Source organism: Nonomuraea longispora, assembly GCF_004348345.1.
Taxonomy (GTDB): Bacteria; Actinomycetota; Actinomycetes; order Streptosporangiales; family Streptosporangiaceae; genus Nonomuraea; species Nonomuraea longispora.
The window spans coordinates 1-16,255 of record NZ_SMJZ01000204.1 but is presented as its reverse complement, the minus strand read 5'-3'; the positions used below and the strand labels follow the sequence as shown (position 1 = coordinate 16,255).

General features: G+C 69.0%; 16 protein-coding genes and 1 pseudogene. 5 read left to right on the top strand and 12 right to left on the bottom strand.

Translation table 11 applies throughout. The annotated features are described in order from the left end of the window. Positions 1–226: 226 nt before the first annotated feature. The 4 genes from qcrB to ctaE are packed head-to-tail and all read right to left on the bottom strand — an operon-like array spanning position 227 to position 4,459. Positions 227–1,891 carry a cytochrome bc1 complex cytochrome b subunit gene (gene qcrB, locus E1267_RS36005; protein ID WP_132339479.1) on the bottom strand — a complete coding sequence of 555 codons (1,665 nt, stop codon included), beginning with the start codon at positions 1,889–1,891 and terminating at the stop codon, positions 227–229. Beyond that, positions 1,888–3,000: a cytochrome bc1 complex Rieske iron-sulfur subunit gene (gene qcrA / locus E1267_RS36000; protein WP_132339477.1), complete on the bottom strand. Its 1,113-nt coding sequence runs from the start codon at positions 2,998–3,000 to the stop codon at positions 1,888–1,890. Before qcrA ends, qcrB begins: the two co-directional genes overlap by 4 nt. Further along, on the bottom strand, positions 2,997–3,806 hold the full coding sequence (gene qcrC, locus E1267_RS35995) for a cytochrome bc1 complex diheme cytochrome c subunit (protein ID WP_181957891.1): 810 nt from the start codon (positions 3,804–3,806) through the stop codon (positions 2,997–2,999). Before qcrC ends, qcrA begins: the two co-directional genes overlap by 4 nt. 14 nt (positions 3,807–3,820) lie before the next feature. Continuing rightward, complete coding sequence (ctaE, locus tag E1267_RS35990) at positions 3,821–4,459, bottom strand: aa3-type cytochrome oxidase subunit III (protein ID WP_132339473.1); 639 nt, start codon at positions 4,457–4,459, stop codon at positions 3,821–3,823. Positions 4,460–4,664: 205 nt separating this feature from the next. Between ctaE and E1267_RS35985 the strand changes: the two genes are divergently transcribed. Both E1267_RS35985 and trpD read left to right on the top strand, forming a co-directional pair. After that, positions 4,665–5,090 (top strand): hypothetical protein, encoded by a 426-nt coding sequence (locus tag E1267_RS35985; protein ID WP_132339483.1) that lies wholly within the window; start codon positions 4,665–4,667, stop codon positions 5,088–5,090. Between the two features lie 6 nt (positions 5,091–5,096). Then, positions 5,097–6,143 carry an anthranilate phosphoribosyltransferase gene (gene trpD, locus E1267_RS35980; RefSeq protein WP_132339471.1) on the top strand — a complete coding sequence of 349 codons (1,047 nt, stop codon included), beginning with the start codon at positions 5,097–5,099 and terminating at the stop codon, positions 6,141–6,143. A gap of 88 nt (positions 6,144–6,231) precedes the next feature. Here trpD and E1267_RS35975 read toward each other — a convergent pair whose 3' ends face one another. From E1267_RS35975 to ctaC, 4 genes are all read right to left on the bottom strand, one after another. Beyond that, positions 6,232–7,455 (bottom strand): L,D-transpeptidase, encoded by a 1,224-nt coding sequence (locus tag E1267_RS35975; RefSeq protein ID WP_132339469.1) that lies wholly within the window; start codon positions 7,453–7,455, stop codon positions 6,232–6,234. A 209-nt stretch (positions 7,456–7,664) separates the two neighbouring features. After that, positions 7,665–8,078, bottom strand: a complete 414-nt coding sequence (locus tag E1267_RS35970) for a cytochrome c oxidase subunit 4 (RefSeq protein ID WP_132339467.1) — start codon at positions 8,076–8,078, stop codon at positions 7,665–7,667. Then, entirely contained in the window at positions 8,078–9,739 is a 1,662-nt protein-coding gene (gene ctaD / locus E1267_RS35965) for an aa3-type cytochrome oxidase subunit I (RefSeq protein WP_132339465.1), read from the bottom strand. The genes E1267_RS35970 and ctaD overlap by 1 nt, the downstream gene beginning before the upstream one ends. Next, on the bottom strand, positions 9,736–10,518 hold the full coding sequence (gene ctaC / locus E1267_RS35960) for an aa3-type cytochrome oxidase subunit II (RefSeq protein ID WP_484213947.1): 783 nt from the start codon (positions 10,516–10,518) through the stop codon (positions 9,736–9,738). The genes ctaD and ctaC overlap by 4 nt, the downstream gene beginning before the upstream one ends. Positions 10,519–10,717: 199 nt before the next feature. On the opposite strand from ctaC, the gene E1267_RS35955 reads away from it, so the two are divergent. After that, complete coding sequence (locus E1267_RS35955; protein ID WP_165959989.1) at positions 10,718–11,860, top strand: cysteine desulfurase family protein; 1,143 nt, start codon at positions 10,718–10,720, stop codon at positions 11,858–11,860. Next, positions 11,857–12,102, top strand: a complete 246-nt coding sequence (locus tag E1267_RS35950; protein ID WP_132339461.1) for a sulfurtransferase TusA family protein — start codon at positions 11,857–11,859, stop codon at positions 12,100–12,102. Before E1267_RS35955 ends, E1267_RS35950 begins: the two co-directional genes overlap by 4 nt. A 49-nt stretch (positions 12,103–12,151) precedes the next feature. Here the strand turns inward: E1267_RS35950 and E1267_RS35945 are convergent, their stop codons facing one another. Both E1267_RS35945 and erpA read right to left on the bottom strand, forming a co-directional pair. Continuing rightward, the gene (locus E1267_RS35945) at positions 12,152–13,138 is read right to left on the bottom strand and encodes a carbohydrate kinase family protein (protein ID WP_132339459.1); all 987 of its coding nucleotides are present in this window, start codon (positions 13,136–13,138) and stop codon (positions 12,152–12,154) included. Positions 13,139–13,245: 107 nt separating this feature from the next. Further along, positions 13,246–13,599, bottom strand: a complete 354-nt coding sequence (gene erpA / locus E1267_RS35940) for an iron-sulfur cluster insertion protein ErpA (RefSeq protein ID WP_043638338.1) — start codon at positions 13,597–13,599, stop codon at positions 13,246–13,248. A gap of 162 nt (positions 13,600–13,761) precedes the next feature. Here erpA and nadA point away from each other — a divergent pair, with 162 nt between their 5' ends. Continuing rightward, entirely contained in the window at positions 13,762–14,925 is a 1,164-nt protein-coding gene (nadA, locus tag E1267_RS35935; RefSeq protein ID WP_132339457.1) for a quinolinate synthase NadA, read from the top strand. 32 nt (positions 14,926–14,957) lie between these two features. Here nadA and E1267_RS35930 read toward each other — a convergent pair whose 3' ends face one another. Both E1267_RS35930 and E1267_RS44930 read right to left on the bottom strand, forming a co-directional pair. Then, positions 14,958–15,551 carry an SIMPL domain-containing protein gene (locus tag E1267_RS35930; protein WP_132339455.1) on the bottom strand — a complete coding sequence of 198 codons (594 nt, stop codon included), beginning with the start codon at positions 15,549–15,551 and terminating at the stop codon, positions 14,958–14,960. Between the two features lie 211 nt (positions 15,552–15,762). After that, positions 15,763–16,255, bottom strand: a pseudogene (locus E1267_RS44930) (hypothetical protein); the annotation flags it as partial.

Sequence of the window (16,255 nt, the reverse complement as noted above, 5' to 3'; positions counted from 1 at the left end):
CTTCCCTTAGAGCCCCTTCCCTTAGAGCCTGCACGCCCCGGCCTTGTCACCTCCGGGTCACCTCCGGGTCACCTCCGGGTCACCTCCGGGCCCTCTTTGCCCCGCCGCTCCGCCTCTCTGACGCCATGTCGCCGGCCTCACTTCCGGCGGGCGAGACCGAAAGGGGGCCGAGGACGCCGAAGGGCCCGGACGAAGGATGCTCGTCCGGGCCCTTCGGCGTGCGATGTCAGCGCGTGAGACTGCGGTCGTCGTCGGCGGAACCGACGGCCGTGCGCTCCTCCTCGTGCTCGTGCCCGTGCCCGTGCCCGTCGTCCAGCGGGATCTTCTCCCCGCCGTACGTCTTGGACATGCGCGCGCGCAGCTTGCCGATGGGCCCGCGCATGCCCTTCGGCGGGATGCCCGAGGGGTCGGGCGCGACCGGGAGCATGAGCACCGGCTCCTTACCGCGGATGTGCGCCTCGATGTCGTCCGCCGGGGTCGTGTGGACCTCGATGAACTCACCGTGCGGCAGCCGCTTGATCACGCCGGACTCCACGCCGTGCGAGATGACCGCCTGGTCGGAGCGCTGCAGGCCGAGGCACATGCGATAAGTGATCATGTACGCCAGCGCCGGCGCCACGAAGATCAGCACCCGCCCCGCGTAGGTCGTCCAGTTGAGGCTCACGTGGAAGAACGCCGAGATCTCGTCGTTGGCTCCGAGCAGCCAGAGGACCCCGTAGAACGCGATGGCCGACATGCCGATCGAGGTGCGGTGCGGGTTGTTGCGCGGCCGGTCGGCGATGTGGTGCTCGCGGTTGTCGCCCGTCACCCAGCGTTCGAGGAACGGGTAGAGCGCCAGACCGGTCATGATGATGCCCATCGGCACCAGCGCCGGGATGATGACGCTCAACGGCAGCGTGCCCGCATGGGACGTGCCGAAGAGGTTGATCTCCCAGGCGGGCATGATGCGCAGCGCGCCCTCGAGGAAGCCCATGTAGAAGTCGGGCTGCGAACCTGCCGACACGTCGGCGGGCGTGTAGGGGCCGAACAACCAGATCGGGTTGATCTGGGCGAACGTCGCCATGCCCGCGACCACGGCCAGCGTGAACAGGAAGTACGCGCCCGCCTTGGCCATGAAGGCCGGGTAGAACGGCGCGCCCACCACGTTCTTGTTGTCGCGGCCCTTGCCGGGCATCTGGGTGTGCTTCTGCACCCACATGAGCACCATGTGGGCCGAGATCAACGCCAGCAGGATGCCCGGGATGAGCAGGATATGCAGCGAGTAGAACCGGGCGATGACATCCTCGCCCGGATATTCCCCGCCGAACAAGAAGAAGGTGAGGTACGTGCCGACCAGCGGCAGCGAGATCGCCACACCCTCGGTGATCCGCAGACCGGCGCCGGAGAGCAGGTCGTCGGGGAGGGAGTAGCCGGTCAGGCCCTCGGCCAGCGCCAGCGTCAGCAGCAGCACGCCGATGATCCAGTTGAGCTCACGCGGCTTGCGGTAGGCGCCGGTGAAGAACACCCGGAGCATGTGGACCATCATGCCCGCCACGAACAGCAGGGCCGCCCAATGGTGCATCTGCCGGATGAGCAGACCGCCCCGGACGTCGAAGCTGATCTCCAGCGACGACGCGTAGGCCTCGGACATCATGACGCCCTTGAGCGGCGCGTACGAGCCGTCGTAGGCGATCTCCATCATGCTGGGCTTGTACCAGAAGGTCAGGAACGTACCGGTCAGCAGCAGGATGATGAACGAGTAGAGGGCGATCTCACCCAGCAGGAACGACCAGTGGTCGGGGAAGATCTTGCGCAGGTTGCGCTTGAGGAAGTTGGCGCCGCCGATGCGGTCGTCGAGGAACGTCGACGGGCCGGCGACGGCCTTGGGGACATTCGAGAGCTCGTCGCTCATGCCTGGCCTCCTTCCCTGACAGCGGCCTCGGCGTCGCCACGCTCCCAGTAGCTGGGGCCGACGGGCACCTCGAAGTCGTGCTGGGCGATGAGGTAGCCCTCGGCGTCGACGGTGATCGGCAACTGCGGCAGCGGCCGGGCCGCGGGACCGAAGATGACCTTGGCACCGTCCGCGGCGTCGAACGTCGACTGGTGGCAGGGGCACAGGATGTGGTGGGTGTTCTGCTCGTAGAGCGCCGCGGGGCAGCCCACGTGGGTGCAGATCTTGGAATAGGCCACGATGCCGTCGTGCGTCCAGTTCTGGCGGGTGCCGCTCCTGATCTCTTCCGGGCGGAACTTGATCAGGATCAGCGTCGCCTTGGCGAGGGCGTTGAGGTCGTGCTCGTAGCCCTCGGGGACGACCGACAGGATGCCGCCGGGCGAGTTGAAGTCGGCGGCGCGGATCGGCTGACCGGTGCCCTCGACGACGAGCCTGAGCGGCTTGCCCTCCTTGTTCTTCTCGCCCCAGACGGTGTGGCGCAGGGTCTGGTTGAACTTGGCGCCGGGCATCTTGCTGTTGTCGAGGTCACGCAGCAGCACCAGCGGCACCAGCCCGAGCGGCGCGGCCGCCAGCAGCAGGGTGCGGCGCAGCAGCTTGCGCTTGACGAAGCCGCTCTCGTTGGCGCCTTGGATGAACGTGCCGGCCACGACGTCGCGGTCGGGGGCGGCGGAGGCCATCTCGTGGCGCTCCTGGATCAGGGAGTATTTCGGCATGATCTGGCGGACCCAGATCACGATGCCGATCGCCAGCCCCAGGATCGCCACGGTCAGGGTGCTGCCCAGCGCGAGGTTGGACACCCCGGTCGCCTCTGGCCCGCCGACCTGGAACACCACGTAGGAGACGATGAACCCGATCGCCGCCAGGAACGTGACCATGAAGCACAGGGCCACGATCTTCTCGGCCTTGCGGGCCTTGGCCTCGTCCTGCAGCGTGACGCCGGGGACCTCGTGCTCGACCTCCTGCGGCTGCTCGGTGGCGCCGAGCATCGAGGTGCCCGGCGCGGGGGTGCCGATGACGCGCTTGGGAACACGTTCGTCCGGCTGCTCGATCTCGTGCTCGTTGTCTGTCATGACTTCTGTCGCTTCTTCGCGGTGATCCAGATGGCGGCCAGTGCGAGGACGCTGAGACCCACGATCCACGCCACGAGCCCCTCGGTGACCGGGCCGATCCGCCCGAGGGCGAAGCCTCCCGGGTCCTTCTGCGCGCGCACCTGCGTGATGTAGGCGATCATGCTGCGCTTCTCTTCCGGCGTGATCGTCGTGTCGTTGAAGACCGGCATCGCCTGCGGGCCGGTGACCATCGCCTCGTAGATCTGCGTGGGCGTCGCCTCGTTGAGGTTGGGAGCGTGTTTGCCCTGCGTCAGGGCGCCGCCCGCGCCGGCCCAGTTGTGGCACTGGATGCAGTTGGCGCGGAACAGCTCACCGCCCTTGCCCGCGTCGCCGAGCTTCGGGTCGACCTGCTCGGCGCCCGGCACCTGCGGGCCGCCGCCGAGCGACTGCACGTAGGCGGAGATCTGCTTGATCTTCTCCGGGGTGACCCACTCCGGCTGCGGCTTGCGGGGCGCCTGGGGCCCAGGGTTGGCGGCGGGCATGCGGCCCGTGCTCATCTGGAAGTCGACGGCCGCGGCCCCGACGCCGATGAGCGTGGGCGCCGTCTCGGTGCCCTCCGCGTTGGTGCCGTGGCAGCTCGCGCAGTGCGCCACGAACAGGCTCTTGCCCTCGGCCACATCGTCGACCTTGCCTGCCGCCAACGCCGCGTCGGCAGGCTTACCCGCCTGGACAAAAGCGGCGTATGCCATCCCGACCAGCGCCAACGCCAAAATCAGGACGGCGTATCTCGCTAGGGGATGCCGCCGCCAAGCGGTGATCCTAGTCACAGAAGTCCCGTTCCTTAACGAATGATGTAGATGGTCGCGAAAAGACCGATCCAGACGACGTCGACGAAGTGCCAGTAGTAGGACACGACGATCGCGCTGGTGGCCTGCTCATGCGTGAAGCGCTTCGCGGCGTACGTGCGTCCCAGCATGAACAGGAACGCGATCAGGCCACCGGTCACGTGCAGGCCGTGGAAGCCCGTCGTCAGGTAGAACACCGAGGTGTAGGCGTTGGCGGACAGGGTCGCGCCGTCCGACGCCAGCTCGCCGTACTCGTACAGCTGCCCCGCGATGAAGACCGCGCCCATGAGGAAGCTGACGATGTACCAGAAACGGAGCTTGCCGACCTGGCCCTTCTCCGCGGCCCACACGCCGAGCTGGCACGTCACACTCGACAGCACCAGGATGATCGTGTTGACCGTCGCGAACGGGATGTTCAAGTCGTGCTCGGGGTTGGGGACCATGAGCGGATTCCACGCCAGGCCCCTCCCCTCGCTCACCGACCGGATGGTGAAGTACATCGCGAACAGCGCCGCGAAGAACATGAGCTCAGAGGACAGCCAGACGATCGTACCGACGCTGACCAGATTGGGTCTGCGGTACGGCTGGGCTGCCGTCGTCGAAGTTATTGCGGATGCTGTCGCCACGGGCAGCATTATTGCGGCTCCGGTGGTCGGTCCGGCGCACGACCCCCCGTTAGGGGGTAGGAACCACACACCAACCTGGGATAATTGGGGCAAACCAACCTCAAACCGCCCACCATGCGCGGCACGCGCCCGGGCGGCCTGGGATTGCACACCGTCGCACCGGTACGATCCCAGGTGACCATACTGCTACGACACGATAGTGAGCGCGACAGCGATGTCCACTGGGAGCACCGACGACACGATGAGGGTCCTCGTCTACAGCGACGACGCCACCACCAGGGCCGAGGTGAGCGCGGCCATCGGCAGGCGCCCCGCGGCCGACGTGCCTTTCGTCGAGATCGTGGAGTGCGCCACCGAGCCCAAGGTCCACCAGTGGCTGGGCTCCGGCGAGATCGACGTGGCCGTCCTCGACGGCGAGACGCAGCCCGCGGGCGGCATGGGCGTCTCCCGGCAGGCGAAGGACGAGGTCTACGACTGCCCGCCCATCTGCCTGATCATCGCCAGGCGCGACGACCGCTGGCTGGCCGACTGGTCCAAGGCCGACGCCGTCGTGCCGCAGCCCCTGGAGCCCATGGTGCTGGCCGACACCGTCGCCGACCTCATGCGCCGCCGCTCCGCCACCCGACTCAACGCCAAGTAGGTGCCCATGGACTCCCGGACGACCTGGCCCGCCCTGCTTTCCGCTCTCCTGTCAGGCGAGCACCTCACCTCCGACGAGACGGCCTGGGCGATGCGGGAGATCATGTCCGGCAGCGCGACGTCCGCGCAGATCGCCGGCTTCGCGGTCGCGCTGCGCGCCAAGGGCGAGACGGTGGCGGAGGTGGTCGGCCTGGCCCGCACGATGCTGGACCTGGCCACGCCGCTGAGCGTCGAGGGCCCCGTGGTCGACGTCGTCGGCACGGGCGGCGACCGCGCCCACACCGTCAACGTCTCGACGATGGCCGCCATCGTGGCCGCCGCCGCGGGCGCCAGGGTCGTCAAGCACGGCAACCGTGCCGCGTCGTCCTCGTGCGGCGCCGCCGACGTCCTGGAGCACCTGGGCATCCGGCTCGACCTGACGCCCGAGCAGACGGCGCTGGTGGCACGCGAGGCGGGCATCGCCTTCTGCTTCGCCCCGGTCTACCACCCCGCGCTGCGCTTCGCCGGGCCCACCCGCAAGGAGATCGGCGTCCCCACGGTCTTCAACTTCCTGGGGCCGCTCACCAACCCGGCCCGTCCCACCGCCCAGGCCATCGGCGTCTTCGACCCGGCGATGCTGCCCGTGCTGGCCGGCGTCTTCGCCGAGCGCGGCGTCTCCGCCCTGGTGTTCCGCGGCGACGACGGGCTCGACGAGCTGACCATCGCCGGCACCTCCACGGTCTGGGTGGTCAAAGACGGCACCGCGACGCAGGCGAGCTTCGACCCGTCCGTGCTCGGCATCCCGCGCGCCGACGTGGGCGCGCTGCGCGGCGGCGACGTGGCCTTCAACGCCCGGGCGGTGCACGACCTGGTGCGCGGCAAGACCGGCCCGGTGCGCGACGCCGTGCTGCTCAACGCGGCCGCGGCCCTGGTGGCACTCGACGGGCCGGGCGACGACCTCGACTCGGTGATGATCGACGGCTACGCCCGCGCGGCGCAGGCGGTCGACTCGGGGGCCGCCGCGGCCACCCTCGACCGCTGGGTGAAGGTCAGCAGCGCCTGCGAGCCCGCCTGAGGCGAGCGGGCCTGACCCGGGCACCGGCGGCGGAAACCGCCGGACCGGGTGGCGTGACCCGGTCCGGCGGTCGCCGCACGGTGGCCGGCTACGGCAGGTTGACGGTGGGGCCCGACTTGATCGAGCTCCACTTGAGCCACTGTTTCCAGCTCTCCTGCCAGTGCCCCCACCCGTTCAAGGGCTCCAGCTTCCGCGGCGATCCCGTGATGATGATGGGGTCGCCGATCAGCGTGTTCTTGATGAACCACGCGGCGTTGGCCGGGCTGATGTTCACGCATCCGTGGCTGACGTTCGCGTGGCCCTGCGACCCCACCGACCAGGGCGCGCTGTGCACGTACTCGCCGCTGTTGGAGATGCGGACCGTGTTGTAGACGGTCAACCGGTAGTAACCCGGGGAGCCGGGCCCGATCCCCGGCGAGGTCATGATCGTCACGGGCTCGCGCGACATGGCCAGGTGGATGCCCGAGGTCGTGTAGTACTTCCACTGGCCACCCTGGCCGGCGCTCATCGGCATCGTCCGGATCTTCTTGCCGTTCCGCCTGACGGTGAGCACGTGGCTGTTGGTGCTGCCCTTGGTGATCTGCTCACGGCCGATCTTGAAGTTGAGGCGTACGTCGCGCTTGCCGTACATGCCGGGTCCGCCGCGCACGCCTGCCAGCTTGGCGTCCACCCGCACCTTCGTGTGCGCGGGCCAGTACTTGCGCGGGCGGAAGTCCACGTGGGTGTCGTCGAACCAGTGCCAGGCGCCCTCCACCGGCTTGGAGCTGCGGACGGTCAGGTTGCGCTCGACGGACACGCGGTCCGCGACCGGCTGGTCGAACTCGATCATGATGGGCATGCCGACGCCGACGGTCAGCCCGGTGTAGTCCTTGTTGGGCGTGATCGTCTTGATGTCGAACGTCTTGTTGCTCTTGACCGTCTTGAACGTGCTTTTCGCCTGGCTCTGCTTACCCGCGGCGTCCACCGAGACGGCGGTGATCGTGTACGTCACGTCCGGCCTGGCGGTGACCGTGCTGCGCCACCGGGTACGGTCGCCGCTCAGGACGCCGTCCAGCGAACCGGACTTGTCGCCCTCGACGCGCACGCTCCTGAGCGTGCCGCCCTGGGCCGAAACCACGACGGGCTGGTCCGTGGGCACCTCGGCCGCCTTGTCGGCCGGAGAGAACGTCACAGAGCCCGCTCGCGCTCCTGCGCCCGCCATCGCGACCCCGCCGGGCTTGTCCTCCGCGCCACTATCCACGCCGCCCGCCGAGCACGCCGTGAGCAGCGCCAAGGCCAGCAGGCCGGCCGATCCATACGCTACGCACCCCACGAGTGACTCCCTTGTCCCGCTCCGTTGCCTTACTAGGTGAGAAATCCGCTCGCCGGGTGCCCCGTACCTGGTTAGGGCCATAGAGGCAGTCCACGAAGCAGATTTCTCATTAGTACCCTGCGTGATCGAATGACCACATCCGGATATCGGCAAAGAACGCCAAAAAACGGGCGTCCTCCCCAGGGGAGGGCGCCCGCTTCAGGTGTGGCTCAGTGCGAGAAGTTGCCCCGGTAGTACTGGAACACGAACCCGATCATGGCCATGATGACGAGGAACACGCCGATCAGGAACATCCAGAGGCCGATCACGAACCCGGCGAAGGCGAAGGCCGCCGCCAGGCAGAGGAAGAGCGGCCACCAGCTGCTCGGGCTGAAGAAGCCGATCTCCCCCGCGCCGTCGCTGATCTCGGCCTGCTTGCTGTCCTCCGGCTGGGCGCCGATGCGCCGCGCGGTGAACATCAGGTAGTAGCCGACCATGAACGCGAACCCGACCGAGATGGCCATGGCCGTGGTGCCGACCGGCTCGCCCCTGCCCATCGCCGCCTTGGTCCAGAACCAGTAGGCGATGTCGACGCCGGCGAAGAACACGCCGCACAACAGGAACAGCCAACCCTGGACCTTCATCAGGCCTCGACCTCCTGGGCGGACTTGGCGGACACGTGCGGATAGTGCAGGTCGAACGCGGGACGCTCGGACCGGATGCGCGGCATCGAGGTGAAGTTGTGCCGCGGCGGCGGGCAGGAGGTCGCCCATTCGAGCGAACCGCCGTAGCCCCAGGGGTCGTCGACGGTGACCTTGGGCGCGGTGCGCCAGGTCTTCCAGACGTTGTAGAAGAACGGCAGCGTCGAGGCGCCCAGGATGAACGCGCCCACCGACGAGATCATGTTGAGGTCGGTGAAGCCGTCGGCCGCGCTGTAGTCGGCGTAACGGCGCGGGAAGCCCACCACGCCCAGCCAGTGCTGGATGAGGAACGTGGTGTGGAAGCCGATGAACAGCAGCCAGAACTGCAGCTTGCCCAGTTTGTCGTCGAGCATCTTGCCGGTGAACTTGGGCCACCAGAAGAAGAACCCGGCGAACATCGCGAACACCACCGTGCCGAACACCACGTAGTGGAAGTGCGCGACGACGAAGTAGGTGTCGCTGATGTGGAAGTCGAGCGGCGGCGAGGCCAGGATGACGCCCGTCAGGCCGCCCAGCAGGAACGTCACCAGGAACCCGACCGAGAACAACATCGGCGACTCGAACGTCAGATGCCCTCGCCACATCGTGCCGATCCAGTTGAAGAACTTCACCCCGGTCGGCACCGCGATGAGGAACGTCATGAACGAGAAGAACGGCAGCAACACCTGCCCGGTCGGGAACATGTGGTGCGCCCAGACCGTGATGGACAGGCCGGCGATGGAGATCGTCGCGGCCACGAGGCTGATGTAACCGAAGATCGGCTTGCGGCTGAAGACCGGCAGGACCTCCGTCACGATGCCGAAGAACGGCAACGCGATGATGTACACCTCGGGATGGCCGAAGAACCAGAACAGGTGTTGCCAGAGCAGCGCTCCGCCGAACTCCGAGTCGAAGATGTGGGTGCCGAACTTGCGGTCGGCCTCAAGCGCGAGCAGCGCGGCGGCCAGCACGGGGAACGCCATCAGCACGAGCATGCTGGTCAGCAGGACGTTCCAGGTGAAGATCGGCATGCGGAACATGGTCATGCCGGGCGCGCGCATGCAGATGATGGTGGTGATGAAGTTGACCGAGCCGAGGATGGTGCCCAGACCCGACAGGGCCAGGCCCATGAGCCACAGGTCACCGCCGACGCCGGGCGAGTTGATCGCGTTGGACAGCGGCGTGTAGGCGAACCAGCCGAAGGCCGCCGCGCCTCCCGGGGTGAAGAAGCCCGAGACCGCGATGATGCTGCCGAACAGGTAGAGCCAGTAGCTCACCATGTTGAGGCGGGGGAACGCCACGTCGGGCGCGCCGATCTGCAGCGGCATCAGCTCGTTGGCGAAGCCGGCGAACAGCGGCGTCGCGAACATGAGCAGCATGATCGTGCCGTGCATGGTGAACAGCTGGTTGAACTGCTCGTTGCTGGTGAACTGCAGGCCGGGCTGCGCCAGCTCGGCCCGCATGACCAGCGCCATGACGCCGCCGATGAGGAAGAAGGCGAACGACGAGATCAGGTAGAGGTGTCCGATGATCTTGTGATCGGTGGAGGACAGCCACTTGGCGATGATCTGGCCCTTGGCGACGGGCTTGATCGGCGTCCTGATCGGTTCTTGGATGGCGGTCACTGGGCACTCCCAGCCTGTTGGGTCGCGATGTACTGGTCGAACTCAGCCTGCGGAACGAGCTTCACCGAGAAGAGCATCCGGCTGTGGTCGACACCGCACAGTTCGGCGCAGCGGCCGGCGAACACGCCGGTCCGGTCGAGCGTCGTGATCTCGAACTTGCGACCCGGGTTGTTCTCGGGGATCCCGGGGATGACGTCCCGCTTGAACAGGAACTCCGGCACCCAGAAGGAATGGATGACGTCGTCGCTCTGCAGGTCGAACTCGACCTTGGTCTTCGTCGGCAGGACCAGCTGGGGGCCCTTGGTGTACTCGCTCACCGGCACGCCGGAGACCGGCGGCAGCGTCTTGCCGTTGACGGTGGTGGTGAAGCGCCAGCTCCATTGGTACGCCTCGACCTTGACCTTCACCGGCGCGTTGCCGGTGACCTGCGCGAGGCGCTCGCTGTCACGTGCGGTGAAGAAGAAGAACACCGAGACCATGACGAGCGGGATCAAGGTGTAGAGCATCTCGATCGGCAGGTTGTAGCGGACCTGCGGCGGGAGCTCGGCCTTCGCCCTGCGCTTGCGGTGGAACATGGAGGCCCACACGATCAGGACAATGACGACGGCACCCGTGGCGAGCGCGGCGATCCAGGCCCCGTTCCACAGGCTCTGGATCACATTGCCCTCTTCGGTGATGTGACCGGGAAGAAGGCCGCGAGACCAGTCGGCCTCGGGGACGTCATTAGCACACGCCGTAGCAGTGGCCAGCAGCAACGCCAAAGCGGCGGCGCGTGGCACCCTGCGCCGGGCCAACGAACGCCGCGTCGTACGGCGAGTCGGACTCACGGATCGCCTACCCCACAGATGTAGCCCAAGAGTCTTTCCCCTGGGCGTGTATTGCTGTTTCTGATTCCTGCACAGACTGACAAGCAGACACATTAGCGTGCAGGGGCCTTGCCCCACCGCGCGACCCCTCCATGGCGCCGGAAGTGGGACGATGAGTCTCGTGGCGTATTTCGACGCGGCCTCGAGTGAGCCGCTGCACCCCCAGGCACGCGAGGCGCTGCTGGCGGCGATCGACGTCGGCTGGGCCGATCCCGCGAGACTCTACGGCCAGGCCCGCCGCGCGCGTCTGCTGCTCGAACAGGCGCGTACGGAGGTGGCCGAAGCGCTCGGCGCGCGCCCCGACGAGGTGTCGTTCACCTCCTCGGGCACCCAGGCCGTGCATCTCGGCGTGCTCGGCACCCTACACGGCAGGCGCAGGGTCGGGCGCCATCTGGTGACCACGGCGGTCGAGCACTCCAGCGTGCTGCACGCCGGCGGCGTGCACGAACGCGACGGCGGCACGGTGGAGACCGTCGGCGTCGACCTGACCGGCCGGGTCGACCTCGACCGCTTCGCCGAGGCGGTGGCACGTCCCGGCACGGCGCTGGCCTGCCTGCAGACGGCCAACCACGAGGTCGGCACCCTGCAGCCGGTGGCGGAGGCGGCCGCGGCGTGCCGCGCCAACGGGGTGCCCCTGCTGGTCGACGCGGCGCAGACGGCCGGCCGCATGCCGGTCCCGTCCGGCTGGTCGGTGCTGGCGGCCAGCGCCCACAAGTGGGGCGGCCCGGCGGGGGTGGGCGTGCTGGTGGTGCGCAAGGGCACGCGGTTCCGCTCGTTCCTGCCGGAGGACGAGCGGGAGCGGCGGCGGGTGCCAGGCTTCGAGAACGTGCCCGGCATCGTGGCCGCGGCGGCCGCGCTGCGCGCGATGGCCGCGGAGGCGTCGCAGGAGCAGGCGCGGCTGGCCGAGCTCGTCGGCAAGATCAGGGAGACGGTGCCGAAGATCGTCCCGGACGTGGAGGTGATCGGCGACCCCGACGAGCGGGCGCCGCACATCGTGACCTTCTCGTGCCTGTACGTCGAGGGTGAGGCGCTGCTGACCGAGCTGGACAAGGCCGGCTTCGCCGTGTCGTCGGGAAGCTCGTGCACCGCTAGTACGCTTCGTCCATCGCACGTTCTCGAAGCGATGGGCGTGCTGACGCATGGGAATGTCCGGGTGTCGCTGCCCAGGGGCGCTTCCGCGGTCGAGGTCGATCGATTCCTCGCCGCGCTGCCCGAGGTGGTGCGCCGCATCCGGCAGGACGCAGGAGTCGCATGACCGAGGTTACCCAGCCGGCTTTGACGATCGACGCGCTCGGGAAGAAGTGCCCGATCCCGATCATCATGCTGGCCGCGCAGATCAACCACGTGCCGCTCAACGCGGTGGTGGCGGTGCTGGCCGACGACCCGGCCGCCTACACCGACGTGCCGGCCTGGTGCAGGCTGAAGTCACACCGCCACGTCGGGTCGTACGAGCTGCCCGAGGGTGGCTGGGCGATCCACGTCCGGCGCAACTACTGACCGTCCCGTGCCGGGCCGTCCCTCCGGGTGGCGGGACGGCCGGCGCCGCTCAGGGGTGGTAGCAGCGGATGTGCTCGGCGACCTCCACGGCGGCCTCGGCGCCGTAGGCGGCGCCGAACCGCTCGAGGAAGACCTGCTGGCCGAGCTCGTATTCCTGGCCGCCGACGCGCTCCAGCACGTGGGTGGCGGTCAGGTTGCCGATCTGGCCGCAGCGCTCCAGCGGCAGGTCCCAGGCCAGACCGGCGAGGAAGCCCGCGCGGAAGGCGTCGCCGACGCCGGTGGGGTCGGCCTTGCCCCGCTCGGGAGCGGGGGCGACCATGAGCGACGGCTCGCCCTTGCGGTCGATGACGGCGCCCTTGGGGCCGAGCGTGGTGATCCGGACGCCGACGCGGTCGAGGATCTCGGCGTCGGACCAGCCGGTCTTCTGCTCGATGAGCCCCTTTTCGTAGTCGTTGGAGAACAGGTAGGCGGCGCCGTCGACGAGGGCGCGGATCTGCCCGTCCTCCATCCGCGCCAGCTGCTGGGAGATGTCGGCGGCGAAGCCGATGCCGCGCTGGCGGCACTCCTCGGTGTGGCGCAGCATCGCGTCGGGGTCGTTGGGGCTGATGAGCACCAGGTCGAGGCCGCCGACGCGGGCGGCGACCGGCTGCAGTTCGATCAGCCGGGCCTCGGCCATGGCTCCCGTGTAGAAGGAGGCGATCTGGTTGTGGTGCTCGTCGGTCGTGCACAGGAAACGGGCGGTGTGCTGGGTCTCCGAGACGTGCACGGATCCGCAGTCGACGCCGTGGCGCTCCAGCCACGAACGGTAGTCGGCGAAGTCGTTGCCGACGGCGCCCACCAGGATGGGGGTCAGGCCCAGACAACCCATCCCGAAGGCGATGTTCGCGGCGCAGCCACCGCGACGGATCTGTAGGTCATCGACCAGGAACGAGAGGGACACCCGGTCGAGTTGCTCGGCGATCAACTGATCGCCGAAGCTTCCCGGGAAGGTCATCAGGTGGTCTGTCGCGATGGAGCCGGTTACGGCGATGCGCACGGGGTTCTTCTTCCTCGTTGTCGGCAGGCCAGTGGGCCCAACGAGAATACGCGAAGGTCCCGCGGGCACAAAGGCGCGCGGGACCCGGCGACCACTCGCCCGTCGTTCTAGTTGAACGAGTCGCCGCAGGCGCAGGAGCCCGTGGCGTTGGGGTTGTCGATGGTGAAGCCCTGCTTCTCGATGGTGTCGACGAAGTCGATCGAGGCGCCCATCAGGTAGGGGGCGCTCATCCGGTCGGTGACCACACTGACGCCGCCGAAGTCGGAGACCACGTCGCCGTCCATGGACCGGTCGTCGAAGAAGAGCTGGTAGCGCAGGCCGGAACAGCCGCCCGGCTGCACGGCGACCCGCAGCTGCAGGCCCTCCTCGCCCTGCTGCTCGAGCAGGCTCTTGACCTTGGCCGCGGCCGCGTCGGTCAGGATCAGGCCCTGTGCCGTGGTCTCGCTGCTCTCAACCGTCATCTGCTGACTCCCTAACCCGGCTGTCTGTTTACGACGTCCTACTGATGACGCTACCAACACCTCGGGGATGCCACACATTCCCGGGGCCACCTCCCCCGACTGCTCGCGTTCGTCCGTGTGCCATGATGGGTATCGTCAATTCGACGATAAGGGGGTACGGCCATGGCCACCCAGACTGGACTGCCGCTTTTCGTCCTCGGCAGGGACGCCGATCCGCACAGCGAGAAGGGGGTCGAGTGTCCCGGCGAGCTGCCGCCCGCCTCCGACCCCGGCCTCGTGGAACGTGCGCGCAAGGCGAAGCAGGCGCTCGGCGACCGCCTGTTCGTGCTCGGCCACCACTACCAGCGCGACGAGGTCATCCAGTTCGCCGACGTGACGGGCGACTCCTTCAAGCTGGCCCAGCAGGCGGCGGCCCGGCCCGAGGCTGAGTACATCGTCTTCTGCGGCGTGCACTTCATGGCCGAGTCCGCCGACATCCTGACCGGCGACACCCAGAAGGTGATCCTGCCGGACCTGGCGGCCGGCTGCTCGATGGCCGACATGGCCACGTTCGACCAGGTCGAGGAGTGCTGGGACGCCTTGGAGGACGCCGGGCTGGCCGGTGAGGTGCTCCCGGTCACGTACATGAACTCCAGCGCCGACATCAAGGCGTTCTGCGGCAGGAACGGGGGCGCGGTCTGCACCTCCTCCAACGCCCGCCGCGCCCTCGACTGGGCGTTCGAGCAGGGCGGCAAGGTGTTGTTCCTGCCCGACCAGCACCTGGGCCGCAACACGGCCGTCCTGGAGATGGGCATGTCGCTGGACGACTGCGTGGTGTGGAACCCGCACCGCCCCGGCGGCGGGCTGACACGGGAGCAGCTGGAGCGGGCGCGGATGATCCTGTGGCGGGGCCACTGCTCGGTGCACGGCCGCTTCACGGCGGAGTCGGTCGACGACGTACGCGCGCGCATCCCCGGCGTCAACGTGCTCGTGCACCCCGAGTGCCGCCACGAGGTGGTGCTCAAGGCCGACCACGTGGGCTCGACCGAGCACATCATCAGGACGCTGGAGGCGGCGCCGGCGGGCTCCAGCTGGGCCATCGGCACGGAGCTCAACCTGGTCAAGCGCCTGGCCCAGAGGTTCCCCGGCAAGAACGTCTCGTTCCTGGACCGCACGGTCTGCTACTGCTCGACGATGAACCGGATCGACCTGCCCCACCTGGTGTGGGCTCTGGAGTCGCTGGTGCTCGCTCCGGAGAACACCCCGGTCGTCAACCGGATCACCGTGGACGACGACACCGCCCACTGGGCCAGGGTCGCGCTCGACCGCATGCTGGCACTCCCCTGACCCGCCGCCCGAGGCCCCGGGCGGGTCTCGGGCTAGGCGAAGTCGTAGCCGACCCGGACCCTCACCGAGAGGGTCTGGCGGCCGGCGCTGATGGAGGCGCCGCTCTCCGCGGCGGCCATCGTGAGCGGCTGCGGGCCGTTCCCGGTCTCCTCGCTCACGGACACGACCCGGCCCAGCGGGCGGCCGGCCAGCTCGGCGTACTGGGCGGCCTTGGCGGCGGCGTCGCGGAAGGCCAGCACGCGGGCCTCGCGCAGCGCCGCGGCCGGACTCGACACCTCGAACACCACGCCGTTGAGCCGGGCCTCTTCGCCGACCTCCGCCACGGTGTCGATGACGCCGTCGGCGCGGGCCAGGTCGCGTACGACGACCTCCACGCCCCGCGCCCCTCGGTAGGCGGCGACCTTCGGGTAGGACTCGTACTCGGGCCCGAGGGACAGCTCGGCCGTGCGGACGTCCTCAGGGGCGATGCCCGCCCCGCTCAGGGCCTCGGCCAGCCGGGCGGCGGCGGCCCTGACCGCGGCGAAGGCGTCGGCCGCCGACGCCCTGCGCACCTCGACGCCCGCGTGCAGCCGCAGGATGTCGGGCACGGCCAGGACGGAGCCCTCGCCGACGACGGTGATGTCCATGCGGTGTCCTTCCCGGCGGCGTTCGTGTCCCTCACTGCGTATCAGATCGGCGGGAGGCTGACGAGGCGGTCCGGCCCCGCGGGTCACCGACGCGTACGGCGACGAAGGTGACGGCCGCGTCGAGGACGAGCGCGCCCGCGACGGATCCGCCCCGGCCGCGTGCGCCTCTTTTCCGCCATTCCGTGGGTCTCGCGGCACGCCGTCACCCGCCTCAGCGTACGGCCGAGACCGCGTCCACGATCGCCTCCGGGGCCTCGAGCGGCACCTGACGGCCGACGGCGGGCAGGCGTACGAGCTCCGCCGCCAGGTCCCGCGCGAGCCGTTCCTGGCAGGCGTCCCGCTCACCCGTGCTGATCACCGTGACCGCCACGCCGGGGACCGGCTTCTCCGTCCTGAGCCGGTGCAGGTCGGCGGCCATGTCGCGGCGGGCCAGCCACTCGCCCGCCACGGCGGCCGGCACCTTGCCCATGCTGTACACGCCCGCCGGGTCCGGGCAGCCCGCGAACAGCCGGTGCGCCGGAGGACCGACCAGGCGGGCCAGCGTGGCCGCGCCCCACGTACCGCCCAGGGCGGGCAGCCACCGGCCCGCGGACCTCGCCGGCCCGAGCGGCCGCCGATCTCTGGCGCAGGCGGGAGCCACCAGAACGAGCCCCGCCACGCGGAGCGGGTGCAGCCTGGCGAAGGCCTCCGCGTGCCAGCAGGCC

Excerpts from the sequence above, each read along its gene's own strand:
- qcrB (WP_132339479.1), bottom strand. The coding sequence starts at position 1,891 with ATGAGCGACGAGCTCTCGAATGTCCCCAAGGCCGTCGCCGGCCCGTCG.
- qcrA (WP_132339477.1), bottom strand. The coding sequence starts at position 3,000 with ATGACAGACAACGAGCACGAGATCGAGCAGCCGGACGAACGTGTTCCC.
- ctaE (WP_132339473.1), bottom strand. The coding sequence starts at position 4,459 with ATGCTGCCCGTGGCGACAGCATCCGCAATAACTTCGACGACGGCAGCC.
- E1267_RS35985 (WP_132339483.1), top strand. The coding sequence starts at position 4,665 with ATGTCCACTGGGAGCACCGACGACACGATGAGGGTCCTCGTCTACAGC.
- trpD (WP_132339471.1), top strand. The coding sequence starts at position 5,097 with ATGGACTCCCGGACGACCTGGCCCGCCCTGCTTTCCGCTCTCCTGTCA.
- E1267_RS35970 (WP_132339467.1), bottom strand. The coding sequence starts at position 8,078 with ATGAAGGTCCAGGGTTGGCTGTTCCTGTTGTGCGGCGTGTTCTTCGCC.
- E1267_RS35955 (WP_165959989.1), top strand. The coding sequence starts at position 10,718 with ATGAGTCTCGTGGCGTATTTCGACGCGGCCTCGAGTGAGCCGCTGCAC.
- E1267_RS35950 (WP_132339461.1), top strand. The coding sequence starts at position 11,857 with ATGACCGAGGTTACCCAGCCGGCTTTGACGATCGACGCGCTCGGGAAG.
- erpA (WP_043638338.1), bottom strand. The coding sequence starts at position 13,599 with ATGACGGTTGAGAGCAGCGAGACCACGGCACAGGGCCTGATCCTGACC.
- nadA (WP_132339457.1), top strand. The coding sequence starts at position 13,762 with ATGGCCACCCAGACTGGACTGCCGCTTTTCGTCCTCGGCAGGGACGCC.
- E1267_RS35930 (WP_132339455.1), bottom strand. The coding sequence starts at position 15,551 with ATGGACATCACCGTCGTCGGCGAGGGCTCCGTCCTGGCCGTGCCCGAC.